We start from the raw sequence: 17626 nt of genomic DNA, 5'->3' as shown, positions 1-17626 counted from the left end.
GACGGTTCGAGGCGGCGCTCAAGAAGCAAGAACAACGAAGCAAGACCAACAAGACGGCCAGACTAAGCAACGACAAACGGCCAGATCAACGGCCGAGAACAACGGTCAGAATGCCGCCGACATGCAGCCGATGCTGTCGGTCATTGAGGAGGAAATTGATGTCGTCGGTGCAAATTCGCGACGTGCGCAAATCGTTCGGCGGATTCGAGGTCCTGCATGGCGTGACCATTCCGATCGAGGATGGCGAGTTCGTCGTGCTGGTCGGGCCGTCGGGCTGCGGCAAGTCGACGCTGCTGCGCATGCTGGCGGGGCTCGAGAACATCACCTCCGGAACCATCTCGATCGGCGAGCGTGTCGTCAACAACGTGCAGCCGAAGGAACGCGACATCGCGATGGTGTTCCAGAACTACGCGCTGTATCCGCACATGACGGTCGCCGACAACATGGGCTTCTCGCTCAAGCTGCGCGGCGCACGGCCCGAGGACATCAAGAAGGGCGTCGCGCGCGCCGCCGAGATCCTGGCGCTGACGCCGCTGCTCGACCGCTATCCGCGCCAGCTCTCCGGCGGCCAGCGCCAGCGCGTCGCGATGGGCCGCGCCATCGTGCGTGATCCGCAGGTGTTCCTGTTCGACGAGCCGCTGTCGAACCTCGACGCCAAGTTGCGCGTTGCGATGCGCACCGAGATCAAGGAACTGCATCAGCGGCTCAAGACGACCACCGTCTACGTCACCCACGACCAGATCGAGGCCATGACCATGGCCGACAAGATCGTCGTGATGCACGACGGCATCGTCGAGCAGATGGGCTCGCCGCTCGACCTCTACGACAAGCCGGACAATCAGTTCGTGGCCGGCTTCATCGGTTCGCCGGCGATGAACTTCCTCAACGGCCACCTGAAGTCCAATGGCTCGGTGTATGTCGAGACCGACAACGGCGCCAAGCTGCCGCTGCTGACGGCGCCGGCGGCGTCCGACGGCCGGCCGGTGGTCTACGGTGTCAGGCCCGAGCATCTCGAGCTCGCCAGCGACGGCATCGAGGCCGAAGTCATCGTGGTCGAGCCGACCGGCTCGGAGACGCAGATCGTCGCCCGCATCGGCACCCAGGACATCATCGCAGTGTTCCGCGATCGCCACGAGGTCAACCCCGGCGAGAAGATCCATTTGCGTCCGCGCGCGTCGGCGGCGCATCTGTTCGACAAGGATACGGGCCGGAGGCTCTGAGCCGGCCGACCGACGCAGGACGACAGAGAACGACGAGCCGACAACAAACAAAACAATCAATATCAACGGGAGAAAACTTCAGATGACGAATTTCCTCACGGACCGGCGGTCTATGCTGAAGGGCGGCGCGACCCTGCTGGCGGCCGCGGCGACGATGTCGGCCGACGAACTGCTCGGCTACGCCAAGGCGTGGGCGCAGACCTCGCCTTTCAAGCCGGAGCCCGGCGCCAAGGTCAACATGATGCGCTGGAAGCGCTTCGTTGAGGCCGAGGACGTGGCCTTCATGAAGATCGTCGACGCCTTCCAGAAGGCCAACAACGTCACCATCAACGTCTCCAACGAATCCTATGACGACGTCCAGCCCAAGGCCTCGGTCGCGGCCAACACCGGGCAGGGGCTCGACATGGTGTGGGGCCTCTACACGCTGCCCTTCCTGTTTTCGAACAAGTGCGTTGACATGACCGACGTGGCCGACTACCTCGGCAAGAAGTGCGGCGGCTGGACCGATTCCGGCAAGGCCTACGGCATGCTCGACGGCAAGTGGATCGGCATTCCCGTGGCGGCCACCGGCGGCCTCATCAACTACCGCATCTCGGCAGCCGAGAAGGCCGGCTTCAAGTCGTTCCCGAACGATCTCGCCGGCATGTCCGAGTTCTTCAAGGCGATGAACAAGAACGGCACGCCGGGCGGCATGGCGCTCGGTCACGCCTCGGGCGACGCCAACGGCTGGACGCACTGGGCGCTGTGGGCGCACGGCGGCAACCTGATCGACAAGGACAACAAGGTCGTCATCAACTCGCCGGAGACGGCCAAGGCGCTCGAATACGTCAAGGGCCTGTACGACAATTTCGTGCCGGGCACCGCGTCGTGGAACGACTCCTCGAACAACAAGGCGTTCCTGGCCGGCCAGCTCTACGCGACCGTCAACGGCATCTCGATCTACGTCACCGCCAAGAAGGAGGCGCCGCAGATCGCCGAGGACATGAACCACGCGCATCTGCCGCCCGGGTTGGACGGAAAGACCCGCGAAATGCATCTCGGCTTCCCGATCCTGGTGTTCAACTTCTCCAAGTTCCCGCAGACCTGCAAGGCGTTCACCGCCTTCATGCTGGAGCCGGAGCAGTTCAATCCGTGGATCGAGGCGGCGCAGGGCTACCTCTCGCACTTCCTCAAGGGGTACGACGCCAATCCGATCTGGACGGTGGATCCGAAGAACACGCCGTATCGCGAGGTCGCTGCGACCGCGACCACGCCGGCCGGCCTCGGCAAGCTCGGCGAGGCGGCCGCGGCCGCGATCGCCGACTTCGTCGTGGTCGACATGTTCGCGAACTACTGCACGGGACGCGAGGACGTGAAGACGGCGATGGCGACCGCCGAGCGGTCTGCCAAGCGCATCTTCCGCTGAGGCTAACCGCGTAGGGTGGGCAAAGGCGCGCCGGGATCGCGGAGAAGTCCCGCGATCTCTCCCGCGCCGTGCCCACCGGCTTTGTCGCACCACCGAATGGTGGGCACGGCCTCGACGCGGTACACGCACCGCGCCGAGGTCCTTTGCTCACCCTACGGGTTCGTCGCGAATGACAGATCTATCCCGAACGCCGGTGAGCACCTTTGATTTGCCCACCCTCCGGTTCGAAGGGAGCTGCTCGATACAATGAGTACCATTCAGACCTCCATGCCTTCGGGCGCCGCCGTCGGCGAGCCCTCGGCATGGGTGCGCATCAAGACCAATCGCAACGTCATCGCGTTGTGGTTCATGCTGCCGGCGGCGGCGTTCCTGATCCTGTTCCTGGCCTATCCGCTGGGGCTCGGCGTCTGGATGAGCTTCACCGACGAGAAGATCGGCCGCAGCGGCGTCTTCGTCGGTATCGAGAACTACGAATGGCTGTGGGACGATTCGATCTTCTGGCTGTCGGTGTTCAACACGCTGCTCTACACGATCGTGGCATCAGCCATCAAATTCGCGATCGGACTGTATCTGGCGCTGCTGTTGAACCGGCACATGCCGTTCAAGGCGATGATCCGCGCCATCGTGCTGATCCCCTTCATCGTGCCGACGGTGCTGTCGGCGATCGCGTTCTGGTGGATCTATGATTCGCAGTTCTCGATCATCTCGTGGTCGCTGATCAAGCTCGGCCTGATCACCCAGAACATCAACTTCCTCGGCGACACCTCCTGGGCGCGCGCCTCCGTCATCATCGCCAACATCTGGCGCGGCGTGCCGTTCGTCGCGATCACCTTGCTCGCCGGCCTGCAGACCGTGTCGCCGTCGCTGTACGAGGCCGCGACGCTGGACGGCGCCACCAGCTGGCAGCGCTTCCGCTACATCACCTATCCGCTGCTGACGCCGATCATCGCGGTCGTGATGACGTTCTCGGTGCTGTTCACCTTCACCGACTTCCAGCTGATCTGGGCGCTGACCCGCGGCGGCCCGGTCAACGCCACCCATCTGATGGCGACCTTGAGCTACCAGCGCGGCATCATCTCCGGCCGTCTCGGCGAAGGCGCCGCGATCGCGACCGCGATGATCCCCTTCCTGGCGGCGGCGATCGCGATCTCCTGGTTCGGCATGCAACGGCGCAAATGGCAGCAAGGATCCGACCAATGACCGAGACCGCTGCGCTGCAATCCAAGACCCAATCGAACGCCACCGCGACTGCGGCGGCGCTCGCCGCCGGCGACGATTCCGAGGGCATGAGCTACCTCGAGTCGCTGCCGCGTCGCCTGATCACGCTGTATCTGCCGCTGGGGATCATTCTCCTGGTGCTGCTGTTCCCGTTCTACTGGATGGGCCTGACGTCGATCAAACCCGACGAGCAGCTGATCGACATGGAGAAGTTCAACCCGTTCTGGGTGGTGCATCCGACCTTCAAGCACATTTCGAAACTGCTGTTCGAGACGCAGTATCCGCGCTGGCTGTGGAACACGATGTATGTCGCGGTCGGCGCGACCACGCTGTCGATCTTCGCCTCGGTGCTGGCGGCGTATGCGATCGTGCGGCTGCGCTTCAAGGGCGCCGACACCGTCGGCGTGCTGATCTTCTTCGCCTACCTCGTGCCGCCGTCGATCCTGTTCATTCCGCTGGCCTCGGTGATCCAGGCCTACGGCCTGTTTGACTCGCCGCTGTCGCTGATCCTGGTCTATCCGACGCTTCTCATCCCGTTCTCGACCTGGCTGCTGATGGGCTACTTCAAGACCATCCCGTTCGAACTCGAGGAGTGCGCCCTGATCGACGGCGCCAGCCGCTGGCAGATCCTGGTCAAGATCGTGGTGCCGCTCGCCGTGCCCGGCCTGATCTCGGCCTTCATCTTCTCGTTCACGCTATGTTGGAACGAGTTCATCTACGCGCTGACCTTCCTGCAATCGACGCCGAACAAGACCGTGCCGGTCGCGATCGTCAACGAGTTCGTCGACGGCGACATCTACAAATGGGGATCGCTGATGGCCGGCGCCCTGGTCGGCTCGCTGCCCCTCGTGATCCTTTACGCCTTCTTCGTCGAGCATTATGTGTCGGCCATGACCGGCGCGGTGAAGGAGTAGGGCGGGCTCGTCGAGTAATTCGATGTGGCTGCAAGGGCGGTGTGCCCTCTCCCCTTGTGGGAGAGGGTGGCAGCCGAAGGCTGCCGGGTGAGGGGTCTCTCTCCGCGACGGCGGTGCCCGTGGGACCAACCCCTCACCCAAGCGAGTTCGCTGCCCCGCCGGCGATGCCCTCTCCCACAAGGGGAGAGGGCGCAGTAATGTCGATCGCATTCGCGGCGGCGATCACCGTGGCTGTGATCAAACAACAAGAAACAAGGAGCATTCCCTTGCATATTCTCGTTCTCGGCGCCGCCGGCATGGTTGGGCGCAAGCTGGTGGAGCGGCTGGTCCGCGATGGCCGTCTCGGCGAGGCCGCCATCACCCGCATGACCCTGCAGGACATCGTCGCGCCGGCGAAGCCCGATACCGGAATCGCGGTCGAGACCATCGCCGGGGATTTCGCTGTCCCAGGCTTTGCCGAGAAGCTCGTCGCCGCGCGCCCCGACGTGATCTTCCATCTCGCCGCGATCGTCTCCGGCGAGGCCGAGCTCGATTTCGACAAGGGCTATCGCATCAATCTCGACGGCACGCGGATGCTGTTCGATGCCGTCAGGCTGATCGGTGACGGCTACAAGCCGCGGCTGGTCTTCACCTCGTCGATCGCGGTGTTCGGCGCGCCGTTCCCGGACGCGATCGGTGACGAGTTCGTCAACGCGCCGCTGTTGAGCTACGGCACCCAGAAGGCGATCGGCGAGCTGCTGCTGGCTGACTACAGCCGCCGCGGCTTCTTCGACGGCGTCGGCATCCGCCTGCCGACCATCTGCATCCGCCCCGGCGCGCCCAACAAGGCGGCCTCCGGCTTCTTCTCCAACATCCTGCGCGAGCCGCTGGCCGGCAAGGAGGCCGTGCTGCCGGTGTCCGAGGACGTCCAGCACTGGCACGCCACGCCGCGCTCGGCGGTCGGCTTCCTGCTGCACGCCGCGACCATGGACACCGCCAAGATCGGCCCGCGCCGGAACCTGACCATGCCTGGCCTGACCGCCACCGTCGGCGAGCAGATCGCAGCCCTCCGCCGCGTCGCCGGCGACAATGTCGCCAACCGCATCAAGCGGGAGCCCGATCCCTTCATCATCGGCATCGTCGCCGGCTGGCCGCGGAATTTCGAGGCCAAGCGGGCCCGCGAGCTCGGCTTCACCACTGAGGAAAAGACGTTCGACGACATCATCCGGATTCACATCGAGGACGAGCTCGGTGGTAAGTTCGTCGCCTGAGAACGCCGCCTAGGCCTGGATTCAGATGGCGCACGTCGCCATCTGAGCGGAACAGACATTCGGGAGAGACAGCATGACCGCCAGCATCGTCGGATGGGCACACACGCCGTTCGGAAAGTTCGACGCCGAGACCGTCGAGAGCCTCGTCGTCAAGGTCGCCAATGAGGCGCTCGCCGATGCCGGCATCTCGGCCGGCGACGTCGACGAGATCGTGCTCGGCCATTTCAACGCCGGCTTCTCGCCGCAGGATTTCACCGCCTCGCTAGTGCTGCAGGCCGATCCCGCGCTGCGCTTCAAGCCGGCGACCCGGGTCGAGAACGCCTGCGCCACGGGATCTGCCGCCGTCCATCAGGGCATCCGCGCCATCGCCGCCGGCGCTGCGAAGATCGTCCTCGTCGTCGGCGTCGAGCAGATGACGCGTACGCCCGGGCCGGAGATCGGCAAGAACCTGCTCAAGGCGTCCTACCTGCCGGAGGACGGCGACACCGTCGGCGGCTTTGCCGGCGTGTTCGGCAAGATCGCGCAGGGCTATTTCCAGAAGTACGGCGACCAGTCCGATGCGCTGGCGCTGATCGCCGCCAAGAACCACAAGAACGGCGTCGCCAATCCGTTCGCCCAGATGCGCAAGGATTTCGGCTTCGAGTTCTGCCGCTCCGAGAGCGACAAGAACCCCTACGTCGCCGGCCCCCTGAAGCGCACCGACTGCTCGCTGGTCTCCGACGGCGCCGCCGCGCTGGTGCTGGCCGACAGCGAGACCGCCAAGTCGTTCGCGAAGGCCGTGATCGTCCGTGCGACAGCGCATGCGCAGGATTTCCTGCCGATGTCCAAGCGCGACATCCTCGCCTTCGAGGGCTGCACGGTGGCCTGGCAGCGCGCGCTGGAGAAGGCCGGGGTCACCTTGTCCGACCTCTCCTTCGTCGAGACCCATGACTGCTTCACCGTCGCCGAGCTGATCGAGTACGAAGCGATGGGACTGACGCCGCGCGGGCAGGGCGCCCGCGCCATCAAGGAAGGCTGGACGCTCAAGGACGGCAAGCTGCCGGTCAACCCGTCCGGCGGCCTCAAGGCCAAGGGCCACCCGATCGGCGCCACCGGCGTCTCCATGCACGTCATGACCGCCATGCAACTCACCGGCACAGCGCCCGAGGGTATGCAGCTCCCCAACGCCAAGCTCGGCGGCATCTTCAACATGGGCGGCGCCGCAGTCGCCAACTACGTGTCGATCCTGGAGCCGATGAAGTAGGCCAAGGCCTATCCTCCGTCATTGCGAGCGAAGCGAAGCAATCCAGGGCCGCGTGTGCGACTCTGGATCGTTTCGTTGCGTCACTTCTCACGATGACGCGGCTGCCCGGCGAATCCGGCTCATGCCTCCTCCTTGCCCACGCCGTCGGCCACCGCCTTCGCGGCCCGTACCATGGTCACGCCGTGCTCGGAGAGAAGCCGTGCCGCGGGGCTGCGCGTTTCCGGAAAGAGCGCGAGCAGCGTGTTGGCGCCCGTGATGAGGGGGTAGCCGACCTCCTGGGCGGCGAGCGCGGCGCGGTCGTTGACGCGCCGGAAAGCGTCCGTCGGCTGCGCGATGTCGCTATCCTCGGTCGAGAGGTGGGCGAGCTCCGTGTCCACAAAGGCCTCGGTCTTGGTCCGCAACTGCCTCAGGCTCGCGCGACAACTCCGCATCACGGCTGCGGCGCTGTCGTCTTCGATCAATGCTAGCAGCAGATGCTCGAGCGTGGCATGGCGATGATGCCGGTCGCGCGCATGGGCGATTGCACGCTGGCGTGTCGCCTGCAGCCCTGACGACACCGGTCGCGCCGTCACATCGAGCAGCGACTCGACGAGCTCAAGGCGCTTGACCGGATCGAGCACCGCGAGCAGCTCATATTTGTGCGTGAGCGGCAGCAGCACCAGCGCGGCGATAATGTCCGCGACCCTGCCGGGGTGGCGCCCCTCGCCGAACGGCGGCCAGCCCTCGGGCATGCGGATGTTGCGGATCGCAGCGTAGCGCTCGAACCGCGTGACGGCGCGCAGGACGAGATCCGGCGCATCGGCTGCACTGTCCTCACTTATGTCGGACACCTCGGCTTCGAAGGCGCTGGTGTCGCTGCTGAACGCCCTGACCAGGACGCGGCGTCCGATCCGAACCTGTACCTTCAGCGTGCCGTCCGGCAGCGGCGTCAGCTCGACAAGGTCGGCGCGCAGGCCGATCTGATGCAGATCAGCAAGGCTGGGCTCGTCCACCGCGCGCTGCCTCTGCAGCGTAATCACGACATCGCTCTGTCTCGCGAAAGCGTCGTTGAGCGCGTTGACCGTCTTCGCGCGCCCCACGAACAGTGGGTGCGTGGCGCCTGGAAAGGGGACGAAATCGCGCACTGGAATTGCCGGACGCCGCTGTATGTCAGCTTGAATGACCGGCGGCCGCGTCAGCTTGGTGCCTTCACCGCTCTTGATCAACGCCGACAATGTATTCCAGTCGGCCACACCGAACATCCGGGAGACCAGCTCCAGGCTGTGACTGTGGCTGATGGTGATGGACTTGGTATTCAGGGAGTCGCGCAGTGTCTGCGCCATGACCTTGGCATCGCGAAAATCGCGCATCGCTCAATCCTCTGCAGGAGCGAACCAGGCATGTCAGGTGGTTGCGTTGCTGACCCGGTCGCTCGGGCAAAGGGGGAGGCCACAAAGGCTCGATACGTTCACCAATCCCTGGGAAGGGCGCAACCGGCAGGTCGTATCAACCTACCGGCAGGTTGACGCAAGCAGAGGTGGCTGTCAATCCTCGACGGCGAGAGATGCAGGCGAAGACGTGGCGCGGCCTGCACCAAAGAAGATGTAAGTCCCTGCCATGATCATCGAAACCGACCGTCTCACCTTGCGCGAATGGCGCGACGAGGATCGTGCGCCGTTTGCGGCGATGTCGGCTGATCCGGCGGTCATGCAGTATCTCCGCGCACTGCCGACGCGGCAGGCCTGTGATCAATGGATCGATTTTCAGATCAAGCATTGGGCCGAGCACGGCTTCGGCTTCTGGGTGGTCGAGGACCGCGCCAGCGGCACATTCCTCGGCGCGGCCGGATTGTTCAGGATCTTCTTCGAAGCGCCGTTCACGCCGGCGGTGGAGATCGGTTGGCGGCTGGCGCGCGCGGGTTGGGGGCAGGGCTTTGCCACCGAAGCGGCACGGGCGGCGCTCCCCTTCGGCTTCGACAAGTTCGGTCTCGATAAGTTCATCGCCTATGCCGCGCCCGCCAACCTTGCGTCGCAGAATGTGATGCGCAAGCTCGGCATGATCAGAGATGCTGCGTCCGATTTCGATCATCCGCGCATCGAGCCGGATAGTCCGCTGCGGCGGCAGGTCGTGTACCGACTCGCGCGCGCCGCATGGGAAGACAACTCGCGCTGATCTCTCCTCCTCGTCATTCCGGGGCGCGCGCAGCGCGAGCCCGGAATCCATAGCCACCAGCCGCCATGAGGCGCGAGACGCTCGTGGCGCTTGCCTTCTACCCATCCCCGCCTGTGATTATGGATTCCGGGCTCGCGCTGCGCGCGCCCCGGAATGACGGAGAGAGTGTGCCTCCTGCGCACGCAGCCCGGCTACGGCTTCCACACCTTCTCTTCGCTAAACCCGAGCTCGCTGAAATCCTTCGCCCGCAAGCCCGCATCATCCGCCGGAAAAAACTCATCCAGCTGCGGCGGCTTCACGGACGTCGCTGACAGCATCGCATGCGCCTGGCCGCGGTGGTGGATGTCGTGCTGGAACAGATGCAGCAGCAGGCGGTCGCAGCGTTCGTTTTGCACCCTTGTCTCGCGATTGATGCGCACGGTCTCGTCCAGCCGTGCCGGCGTCAGCGTCTCGCAGAACGATATCAACCGGCGGTCCATCGCGCTCTGCGCCTTGACGAGGTCGGAGAGGCGCGGGAACGGCACCTCGTTCTGCCAGGCCATCGGGCCGAGCCAGCCGCCTTCCAGCGCATCGATGTAGAACAGGTCGATGATGTAGATGTGGTTCAGCGTCCTCTGCAGGCTCGGGAAGAAGCCGGTGCGTTCGGCCGCGAAGTCCTCGGCGCTGAGCTGGCCGCAGGCCGCCAGCAGCCGGTGATTGGCCCAGGCGTTGTTGTAGGCAAAAGAGCGGAAGGTCTGGACGAGATCGGCGGGCATTGTCTCGAGCGTCCCCATGCTGGCTGCCATCGATCATAGGGACCTCCGGGCGGCGTTGACCATGGCTTTTGCGCGGGCCTCTGCCGGGTCCCACAACATGTTCCCCTGGAACTGTGCCTCACTTGGTCGCGGTGCATCCCGCAGTGGCCTGTGCAACAAGTTCAGATGCCGCACGACACACCCCTCATCGCGACCATCGTCGCCGGCCTCGGACTGGCCTTCGTCTTCGGAGCGCTCGCGCAGCGGTTCCGGTTCCCGCCGCTGGTCGGCTATCTCCTCGCGGGCGTCGCGGTCGGCCCGTTCACGCCCGGCTTCGTCGCCGATCAGGCGCTGGCGACCGAGCTCGCCGAGCTCGGCATCATCCTCTTGATGTTCGGCGTCGGCCTGCATTTCTCGCTGAAGGACCTGATGTCGGTGCGCGCCATCGCCGTGCCCGGTGCGGTGGTGCAGATCACGGTCGCCACGCTGATGGGCATGGCGCTGAGCTGGGCGATGGGTTGGTCGATCGGCGGCGGCCTTGTCTTCGGCCTCGCGCTGTCCGTCGCCAGCACCGTGGTGCTGCTGCGCGCGCTGCAGGAGCGCAGGCTGATGGACACCGAGCGCGGCCGCATCGCGGTCGGCTGGCTGATCGTCGAGGATCTCGCGATGGTGCTGGCGCTGGTGCTGATCCCGGCCTTCGCCAGCCTGCAGAATGGCGACAACGGCGCGGTGGCCGCCGATCCGCTCGCCGCCCGGTTCGGGCTCGGATTGACCGGCGTGCTGCTGCTGACCTTCGCCAAGATCGGCGTGTTCATGGCGGTGATGCTGCTGGTCGGCCGCCGCCTGATCCCGTGGATCCTGCACTACGTCGCCCACACCGGCTCACGCGAGCTGTTCCGTTTGGCTGTGCTCGCGATCGCGCTCGGGGTGGCGTTCGGCTCGACCAAACTGTTCGGCGTGTCGCTTGCGCTCGGCGCGTTCTTCGCCGGCATGATGCTCGGCGAGTCGCCGCTGAGCCAGCGCGCCGCGCAGGAATCGCTGCCGCTGCGCGATGCCTTTGCGGTGCTGTTCTTCGTCTCCGCCGGCATGCTGTTCGATCCGGCCAGCGTCATCCGCGAGCCGTGGCCGCTGCTCGCGACCCTGTTCATCATCCTGTTCGGCAAGTCGCTCGCCGCGTTCCTGATCGTGGTGGCGTTCCGCCATCCCGCCTCGACCGCGCTGACGATCTCGGCGAGCCTGGCGCAGATCGGCGAGTTCTCCTTCATCCTCGCCGAGATCGGCGGCGCCACCAACCTGCTGCCAAAAGCAGGCCGCGACCTGATCCTGGCCGGCGCGATCATCTCGATCATGCTCAACCCGCTGATGTTCGCCGCCCTCGACCGGCTGCTGCCGCGACTGGAGCGGCGCCGGGCCGATGCCGCAACGCCGGCGCCCGCGCCGGCCGAGATCCCGGTGACCGAACTGGCCGAGCATACCATCATCGTCGGCTACGGCCGCGTCGGCCGTCTGGTCGGCGAGGCCCTGCAGCAGCGCGGCCATACGTTTCTGGCGGTCGAGACATCGGAAGACATTCTCAAGCACCTGAAGGCCGCCGGCGTCGAGACCATCACGGGAAATGCCGCCCGCAGCAACGTGCTGCGCGCGACCAACCCGGCCCTGGCGCATGCGCTCGTCATCGCCATCCCCGAGGCGTTCGAAGCGGGGCAGATCGTCGAGCAGGCCCGCGCCGCCAATCCGGCCCTGCACATCGTGGCGCGCGCGCATTCCGATGCCGAGGTCGAGCATCTCAAATCACTGGGCGCGGACATGGTCATCATGGGCGAGCGCGAGATCGCGCGCGGCATGATCGAGGAGCTGGATACGCGGCCGCCTGATCCAGCGCCGGAGCTCGCGCCGCAGCGGACAGAGAACGTGCAGGCGTGAGCTGACCGTTTGGACGGTTGGAGGTCTGGCACAGCCGCGGCCTCATGGTTCTCAGGGCGATGCGAGAGCATCGCCTGAACGCGCCGCTCCATGAACGGCTCGTCCGTCGTAGCTGCTGCGCTCGCGGCGCTCCTCACCCTGAGGAGCGCGCCACTTGGCGCGCGTCTCGAAGGGCGAGGCCCCGACATCCGCCTCACGGGTTCTCCCGGCGATGCGCAGGAGACGGCGTTCGGAGCCTGCGCCGATAGCCAGAATTCGCCTGCGCAATCAACCTGATTTGCCCTGTCCAGACCTGCCGCGAAAAATATTTTTGTTTCGTTTTTCCGAAAAACATGTTTCACTCCCGTCATCCTGCTTCGCCACGAGGGGCGCTTCGCGATCGTCACGAACGTTGGAGCAGGGATGCGGTGGCCGCGACGTGTCGCAGCGTAGCTTGTCTGCGCGGACGAACGGCATGGCGCGGACGTGAAGTCGCGTGGTCCCGGCATCCCGACGCTGATGCCAAGCCTGCGGGTGATGATGAGCCCAACGGCGACGGTGGCCAACAAGCCGGTGCACCGAGGAGAGCGCGAAATAAACGTGAAAACCATCGCGCAGGGAAGGCCGGGTCGGTCCGGCTGAACCTGTGGTTCTCTCCCCGTGCTTTCTTTCGCACGGGGGCCACGGGTGCCAGTCGGCACCCGGCCTTCCCTGCGCCCTCTGTTTCGAAGAGGGCGGAAACGATCAGCACAGCTCGGACAGATCCTGTCGCGAGGCCTCTGATGCTCGCCCTTTCGCCATTCGCAGCGATGCCCTCACTCCGGCATCATCTCGCCGGAGCCGCCGAACTCGGCCGGAAAGTCCTTCAGCTTCGGCAGGCCGTCCTTGATCGGCAGCACGCTCTCCGCATAGTTGACGTGCACACCGGGCGCGAACTTCAACGTCGGGATCGTCGCGGCATAGACGTCGATCATGCCGAGCGGCGGATGGTCGGTCATCAAATGGCCGCCGCACTTCGTGCAGTATTTGCGGTGGCTCATGTCGGTCTTGTGATAGGTGCCGATCGCGTCCGCGCCCTTGGTCACCCGCACGTTCGCCGGCTTCCACAAGGTGAAGGCGTTGACCGGACCCGCCGACCACGAGCGGCACGACGAACAATGGCAATAGCCCATCGCCTCCGGCTCGCCATCGGCCTCCAGCTCGACCGCGCCACAGAAGCACTTGCCCTGATACAGCGTCATGAAAGCGTTCTCCCTAACTGTGTTTTTGGATGTTGGACCAGCATGCTGACACACCTGAACGTTGAATGGGAATCCTAGAATGCTGGTTGCCGCATGGAACATCTGGTGCAACGCAGCGCTTGCGGACCGTGATCCGCGCCACGGAATGTTGCGCGAGCGGAAAGCGGACGCATGGCCCCATACGCGCGCAGCCGCTTGCTCCGGAACCGCCCGTGCCGTTAGCTCTGTCCACAACGACGAACAAGGGAGCTGACGCCGCGATGGGACCGCTTGCGGGCATCAAGGTCATCGACATGACCACCGTGCTGATGGGGCCCTATGCCGCCCAGACGCTCGGCGACTACGGCGCCGATGTCATCAAGGTGGAATCGCCTGACGGCGACGTCACCCGCAAGATCGGCCCCTGGCGTCATCCCGGCATGGGCCCGGTGACCCTCAACACCAACCGCGGCAAGCGCGTGATCTGCCTCGACCTGAAGAAGCCGGCCGGCCGCGACGCCGTGCTGCGCATGGTCAAAGATGCCGACGTGCTGCTCTATAACATCCGTCCTCAGGCGATGGCCCGGCTGAATCTCGGCTACGAGGTGATATCAGCGCTCAATCCGCGCCTGGTCTATGCCGGCGTGTTCGGCTTCGGCCAGGATGGGCCCTATGCGGCCAAGCCGGCCTATGACGATCTGATCCAGGGCGGCGCGGCGCTGTCGCATCTGATGGCGGTGGCCGGCGACGGCACGCCGCGCTATGTGCCGAATGCGCTGGTCGACCGCATCGTCGGGCTGACCGCCGTCGGCGCCATCTGTGCGAGCCTGGTGCATCGCGATCGCACCGGCCGCGGCCAGCGCCTGGACGTGCCGATGTTCGAGACCATGGCGGCGTTCATCATGGGCGACCACATGGGCGGGCTGACCTACGAGCCGCCGCTCGACAAGGGCGGCTATGCGCGGCATCTGTCGCCGGACCGCAGGCCCTACAAGACGTCCGACGGCTACATCTGCGTCATCGTCTACAACGACAAGCAATGGGACGCCTTCTTCACGGCCTCCGGCCGCACCGATCTGCGCGCCGACGACCGCTTCAACACGTTTGCGCATCGCGCCGCCAACATCGATGTTGTCTACGCCGAGCTTGCGCGCATCTTCCTGACGAAGACGACGGCCGAGTGGACCCGGCTGCTGGACGCCGGCGACATCCCGGTCATGCCGATGCACGACCTCGAAAGCCTGCTGCACGACCCGCACCTCGTCGCGACCGATTTCTTTCCCGTCGTCCAACATCCGACCGAAGGCCCGATCCGCACCACGCGCGTCTCGGCGACCTGGTCGGAGACCAGGGCCGAGCCGCAGCGGCTCGCTGCACGACCCAATGAGCACGGCGAGGAGATCTTGCGCGAACTCGGTTTCTCGGCTGATGAGATCGCCGCGATGATCCGCGACGGCGTAACGACACCGTCGCCTGCGAAGGAGTGATCGATGGATTTCGCGCTCTCCGCCAATCAGGAATCCATCCGCGATGCGGTGGCCAGGATCTGCACTGATTTCGATGATGCCTACTGGCTGAAGAAGGACAAGGAGGGCGGCTTTCCCGCCGACTTCCACAAGGCGATGGCCGACGCCGGCTGGCTCGGCATCTGCATTCCCGAGGAATATGGCGGCTCCGGCCTCGGCATTCTCGATGCAGCGATCATGATGCGCACCATTGCGGAATCCGGTGCCGGCATGTCCGGCGCCTCGGCGATCCACATGAACGTGTTCGGGCTCAATCCGGTGGTCGTGTTCGGCACTAGGGAGCAATGCGCGCGCATGCTGCCGGGCATCGTCGATGGCAGCGAGAAGGCGTGCTTTGCGGTGACGGAGCCGAACACGGGCCTCAACACCACGCAGTTGAAGACCCGCGCGGTGCGCAAGGGCGACCGCTACGTCGTCAACGGCCAGAAGGTGTGGATCTCGACCGCGCAGGTCGCGGAGAAGATCCTGCTGCTGGCGCGCACGACGCCGCTGGAGGAGGTCGAGCGCCCGACCCATGGGCTCAGCCTGTTCTACACGGATTTCGATCGCAGCCGCATCAAGGTGCACGAGATCGAGAAGATGGGCCGCAAGCCGGTCGACTCCAACGAGCTGTTCTTCGAGGATTTCGAGATTCCGGTCGAGGATCGCCTCGGTGAGGAGGGGCGGGGCTTCGACTACATCCTGCACGGCATGAACCCGGAGCGCATCCTGATCGCCGCCGAAGCCGTCGGCCTCGGTCATCTCGCGCTGTCGCGCGCATCGGCCTATGCGAAAGCGCGCAACGTGTTCAACCGTCCGATCGGCCAGAACCAGGGCATCCAGCATCCCCTGGCGAAGAACTGGATGGAGCTGGAAGCGGCTTGGCTGATGGTGCTGCAGGCCGGCTGGCAATACGACCAGGGCATGGCCTGCGGCCCGGCCGCGAATGCCGCGAAGTATCTCGCCGCCGAGGCCGGCTTCCATGCCTGCGAGCAGGCGGTGATGACCCATGGCGGCTTCGGCTACGCGCGCGAATATCATGTCGAGCGTTACTTACGCGAATCCCTGATCCCCCGTATCGCGCCGATCAGCCCGCAACTGATCCTGTCCTTCATCGCCGAGAAGGTGCTCGGCCTGCCGAAGTCGTATTGAAGATGATTTTGACCATGACATGCCCACGCTCTCTCCCCACGTCATTCCGGGGCGCCCGAAGGGCGAGCCCGGAATCCATAACCCCAGGCAGATGTCGTGAGGCCGGATGCCAACCACGTGTGTGCCCTACGCGACTTCCTGTGGCTATGGATTCCGGGCTCGCGCTGACGCGCGCCCCGGAATGACGGCGGAGGTGGTGGCACGATGACCTACATCACCGGCACCGGTCTCACCTCGTTCGGCCGTCACGATGGCCGCTCCTCGCTCGACCTCATGAGCATGGCGGCGCAGCTCGCGCTCGACGATGCCGAGCTCTCTCGACGCGACATCGATGGCATTCTCTGCGGCTATTCGACGGTGTCGCCGCACATCATGCTCGCCACCGTGTTCGCCGAGCATTTCGGCATTACGCCGTCCTATGCCCACGCGGTGCAGGTCGGCGGTGCCACGGGGCTCGCCATGGTGATGCTCGCGCATCACCTCGTCGAGGCCGGCGTCGTCAGGAACATGCTGGTCGTCGCCGGCGAGAACCGGCTGACAGGGCAGAGTCGCGATGCCTCGATTCAGGCGCTGGCGCAGGTCGGACATCCCGACTACGAGCTGCCGCTCGGCCCGACGATCCCGGCCTATTACGGTCTCGTCGCTTCGCGCTACATGCACGAGCACGGCGTCACCGAGGAGGACCTCGCCGAGTTCGCCGTGCTGATGCGCCGGCATGCGCTCGACCATCCCGGCGCGCAGTTTCACGAGGCGATCACCGTAGCCGACGTGATGGCGTCGAAGCCGGTGGCGCGGCCGCTGAAGCTGCTCGACTGCTGCCCGGTGTCCGATGGCGGCGCTGCGATCATCGTCAGCCGCGAGCCGACCTCAGCAACAGCGGTGCGGGTGCGCGGCTGCGCCCAGGCGCACACCCATCAGCACGTCACGGCCGCGCCGGCCTTGAGCGAGCTCGGAGCCGAGATCGCGATCAGGAAAGCCAAGGCGGCCGCGGGTGTCGAGGTCGCCGACGTCGATTACGCGGCGGTCTATGACAGCTTCACGATCACGCTGTGCATGCTGCTCGAAGACCTCGGGCTCGCCCGTCGCGGCGAGGCGGCTGTGCGGGTGAGGGACGGCCATTTCAGCCGCGACGGCGGCGTGCCGCTCAACACTCATGGCGGCCTCCTCAGCTATGGCCATTGCGGCGTCGGCGGCGCGATGGCGCATCTCAATGAGGCGCATCTGCAAATGACGGGGCGGGCAGGTTCGCGGCAGGTCCGCAATGCGGCGCTTGCGCTGCTGCACGGCGACGGCGGTGTGCTGTCTTCGCATGTCAGCATGTTCTGGGAGCGGGTCCGATGACCGAATCAGCTGATTGGACCAGGGGCACCGCGGCGATTCGCTACCAGCGCTGCGCCTGCTGCGCGCATGTGCAGTATTTCCGCCGCGACTTCTGCGCGGTCTGCGGCTCGCTTGCGCTCACGGACCACATCGCAAGCGGCGAGGGCACCATCTACGCCACGTCGCTGGTCTGCCGCGCCGCGACGCCGGAGACGCGCGCGCACGTGCCCTACAACATCGTGCTGGTCGATATGCGGGAAGGATTCCGGATGATGGCCCATGGCGACCACGATCTCGCGATCGGTGATGTGGTCGCGGCACGGTTCAAGGACTTTGCCGGCGGTCTCGTGCCCTATTTCGGGAAGCCGAAATGAGCCCAGATCGTGCGATCA

General features: G+C 65.4%; 15 protein-coding genes. 12 read left to right on the top strand and 3 right to left on the bottom strand.

Annotated elements, in window-relative coordinates; all coding sequences use genetic code 11:
* Positions 1–158: 158 nt before the first annotated feature.
* The 6 genes from ACQR1I_RS10335 (at position 159) to ACQR1I_RS10310 (ending at position 7250) form a co-directional block, all read left to right on the top strand.
* Positions 159–1220, top strand: coding sequence for an ABC transporter ATP-binding protein (locus ACQR1I_RS10335; RefSeq protein WP_035639096.1), 1062 nt, complete (start codon positions 159–161; stop codon positions 1218–1220).
* 82 nt (positions 1221–1302) lie between these two features.
* Complete coding sequence (locus ACQR1I_RS10330) at positions 1303–2625, top strand: ABC transporter substrate-binding protein (protein WP_434864509.1); 1323 nt, start codon at positions 1303–1305, stop codon at positions 2623–2625.
* Between the two features lie 246 nt (positions 2626–2871).
* Complete coding sequence (locus ACQR1I_RS10325; RefSeq protein ID WP_434864508.1) at positions 2872–3825, top strand: carbohydrate ABC transporter permease; 954 nt, start codon at positions 2872–2874, stop codon at positions 3823–3825.
* Complete coding sequence (locus tag ACQR1I_RS10320; RefSeq protein WP_434864507.1) at positions 3822–4757, top strand: carbohydrate ABC transporter permease; 936 nt, start codon at positions 3822–3824, stop codon at positions 4755–4757. The genes ACQR1I_RS10325 and ACQR1I_RS10320 overlap by 4 nt, the downstream gene beginning before the upstream one ends.
* Before the next feature lie 266 nt (positions 4758–5023).
* Positions 5024–6007 (top strand): D-erythronate dehydrogenase, encoded by a 984-nt coding sequence (gene denD / locus ACQR1I_RS10315; RefSeq protein WP_434864506.1) that lies wholly within the window; start codon positions 5024–5026, stop codon positions 6005–6007.
* A 73-nt stretch (positions 6008–6080) separates the two neighbouring features.
* Positions 6081–7250 (top strand): acetyl-CoA acetyltransferase, encoded by a 1170-nt coding sequence (locus tag ACQR1I_RS10310; RefSeq protein WP_434864505.1) that lies wholly within the window; start codon positions 6081–6083, stop codon positions 7248–7250.
* 119 nt (positions 7251–7369) lie between these two features.
* On the opposite strand, the gene ACQR1I_RS10305 is transcribed toward ACQR1I_RS10310, so the two are convergent.
* A complete protein-coding gene (locus ACQR1I_RS10305; RefSeq protein ID WP_434864504.1) occupies positions 7370–8599 on the bottom strand; it encodes an LON peptidase substrate-binding domain-containing protein in 1230 nt (409 codons plus the stop codon).
* A gap of 247 nt (positions 8600–8846) precedes the next feature.
* Here ACQR1I_RS10305 and ACQR1I_RS10300 point away from each other — a divergent pair, with 247 nt between their 5' ends.
* A complete protein-coding gene (locus ACQR1I_RS10300; RefSeq protein ID WP_434864503.1) occupies positions 8847–9401 on the top strand; it encodes a GNAT family N-acetyltransferase in 555 nt (184 codons plus the stop codon).
* 191 nt (positions 9402–9592) lie between these two features.
* Here ACQR1I_RS10300 and ACQR1I_RS10295 read toward each other — a convergent pair whose 3' ends face one another.
* Positions 9593–10156: a DinB family protein gene (locus ACQR1I_RS10295; protein ID WP_434865116.1), complete on the bottom strand. Its 564-nt coding sequence runs from the start codon at positions 10154–10156 to the stop codon at positions 9593–9595.
* Between the two features lie 165 nt (positions 10157–10321).
* On the opposite strand from ACQR1I_RS10295, the gene ybaL reads away from it, so the two are divergent.
* Positions 10322–12058, top strand: coding sequence for a YbaL family putative K(+) efflux transporter (gene ybaL / locus ACQR1I_RS10290; protein WP_434864502.1), 1737 nt, complete (start codon positions 10322–10324; stop codon positions 12056–12058).
* Between the two features lie 794 nt (positions 12059–12852).
* Here ybaL and ACQR1I_RS10285 read toward each other — a convergent pair.
* Positions 12853–13278, bottom strand: coding sequence for a GFA family protein (locus ACQR1I_RS10285; RefSeq protein ID WP_434864501.1), 426 nt, complete (start codon positions 13276–13278; stop codon positions 12853–12855).
* A gap of 260 nt (positions 13279–13538) precedes the next feature.
* Between ACQR1I_RS10285 and ACQR1I_RS10280 the strand changes: the two genes are divergently transcribed.
* From ACQR1I_RS10280 to ACQR1I_RS10265, 4 genes are all read left to right on the top strand, one after another.
* Complete coding sequence (locus tag ACQR1I_RS10280; protein ID WP_434864500.1) at positions 13539–14744, top strand: CaiB/BaiF CoA transferase family protein; 1206 nt, start codon at positions 13539–13541, stop codon at positions 14742–14744.
* A gap of 3 nt (positions 14745–14747) precedes the next feature.
* The gene (locus tag ACQR1I_RS10275; protein ID WP_434864499.1) at positions 14748–15914 is read left to right on the top strand and encodes an acyl-CoA dehydrogenase family protein; all 1167 of its coding nucleotides are present in this window, start codon (positions 14748–14750) and stop codon (positions 15912–15914) included.
* Between the two features lie 204 nt (positions 15915–16118).
* Positions 16119–17255 carry a thiolase family protein gene (locus ACQR1I_RS10270; RefSeq protein WP_434864498.1) on the top strand — a complete coding sequence of 379 codons (1137 nt, stop codon included), beginning with the start codon at positions 16119–16121 and terminating at the stop codon, positions 17253–17255.
* Positions 17252–17608 carry a Zn-ribbon domain-containing OB-fold protein gene (locus ACQR1I_RS10265; protein ID WP_434864497.1) on the top strand — a complete coding sequence of 119 codons (357 nt, stop codon included), beginning with the start codon at positions 17252–17254 and terminating at the stop codon, positions 17606–17608. Before ACQR1I_RS10270 ends, ACQR1I_RS10265 begins: the two co-directional genes overlap by 4 nt.
* Positions 17609–17626 lie beyond the last annotated feature (18 nt).

The organism is Bradyrhizobium sp. HKCCYLS2038 (assembly GCF_051167655.1).
Taxonomy (GTDB): domain Bacteria; phylum Pseudomonadota; class Alphaproteobacteria; order Rhizobiales; family Xanthobacteraceae; genus Bradyrhizobium.
Note: the sequence above shows the minus strand (reverse complement) of the source record. Positions and strands in the feature narration are given on the sequence as shown.

Excerpts from the sequence above, each read along its gene's own strand:
- ACQR1I_RS10335 (WP_035639096.1), top strand. The coding sequence starts at position 159 with ATGTCGTCGGTGCAAATTCGCGACGTGCGCAAATCGTTCGGCGGATTC.
- ACQR1I_RS10330 (WP_434864509.1), top strand. The coding sequence starts at position 1,303 with ATGACGAATTTCCTCACGGACCGGCGGTCTATGCTGAAGGGCGGCGCG.
- ACQR1I_RS10325 (WP_434864508.1), top strand. The coding sequence starts at position 2,872 with ATGAGTACCATTCAGACCTCCATGCCTTCGGGCGCCGCCGTCGGCGAG.
- ACQR1I_RS10320 (WP_434864507.1), top strand. The coding sequence starts at position 3,822 with ATGACCGAGACCGCTGCGCTGCAATCCAAGACCCAATCGAACGCCACC.
- ACQR1I_RS10310 (WP_434864505.1), top strand. The coding sequence starts at position 6,081 with ATGACCGCCAGCATCGTCGGATGGGCACACACGCCGTTCGGAAAGTTC.
- ACQR1I_RS10305 (WP_434864504.1), bottom strand. The coding sequence starts at position 8,599 with ATGCGCGATTTTCGCGATGCCAAGGTCATGGCGCAGACACTGCGCGAC.
- ACQR1I_RS10300 (WP_434864503.1), top strand. The coding sequence starts at position 8,847 with ATGATCATCGAAACCGACCGTCTCACCTTGCGCGAATGGCGCGACGAG.
- ACQR1I_RS10295 (WP_434865116.1), bottom strand. The coding sequence starts at position 10,156 with ATGCCCGCCGATCTCGTCCAGACCTTCCGCTCTTTTGCCTACAACAAC.
- ybaL (WP_434864502.1), top strand. The coding sequence starts at position 10,322 with ATGCCGCACGACACACCCCTCATCGCGACCATCGTCGCCGGCCTCGGA.
- ACQR1I_RS10285 (WP_434864501.1), bottom strand. The coding sequence starts at position 13,278 with ATGACGCTGTATCAGGGCAAGTGCTTCTGTGGCGCGGTCGAGCTGGAG.
- ACQR1I_RS10280 (WP_434864500.1), top strand. The coding sequence starts at position 13,539 with ATGGGACCGCTTGCGGGCATCAAGGTCATCGACATGACCACCGTGCTG.
- ACQR1I_RS10275 (WP_434864499.1), top strand. The coding sequence starts at position 14,748 with ATGGATTTCGCGCTCTCCGCCAATCAGGAATCCATCCGCGATGCGGTG.
- ACQR1I_RS10270 (WP_434864498.1), top strand. The coding sequence starts at position 16,119 with ATGACCTACATCACCGGCACCGGTCTCACCTCGTTCGGCCGTCACGAT.
- ACQR1I_RS10265 (WP_434864497.1), top strand. The coding sequence starts at position 17,252 with ATGACCGAATCAGCTGATTGGACCAGGGGCACCGCGGCGATTCGCTAC.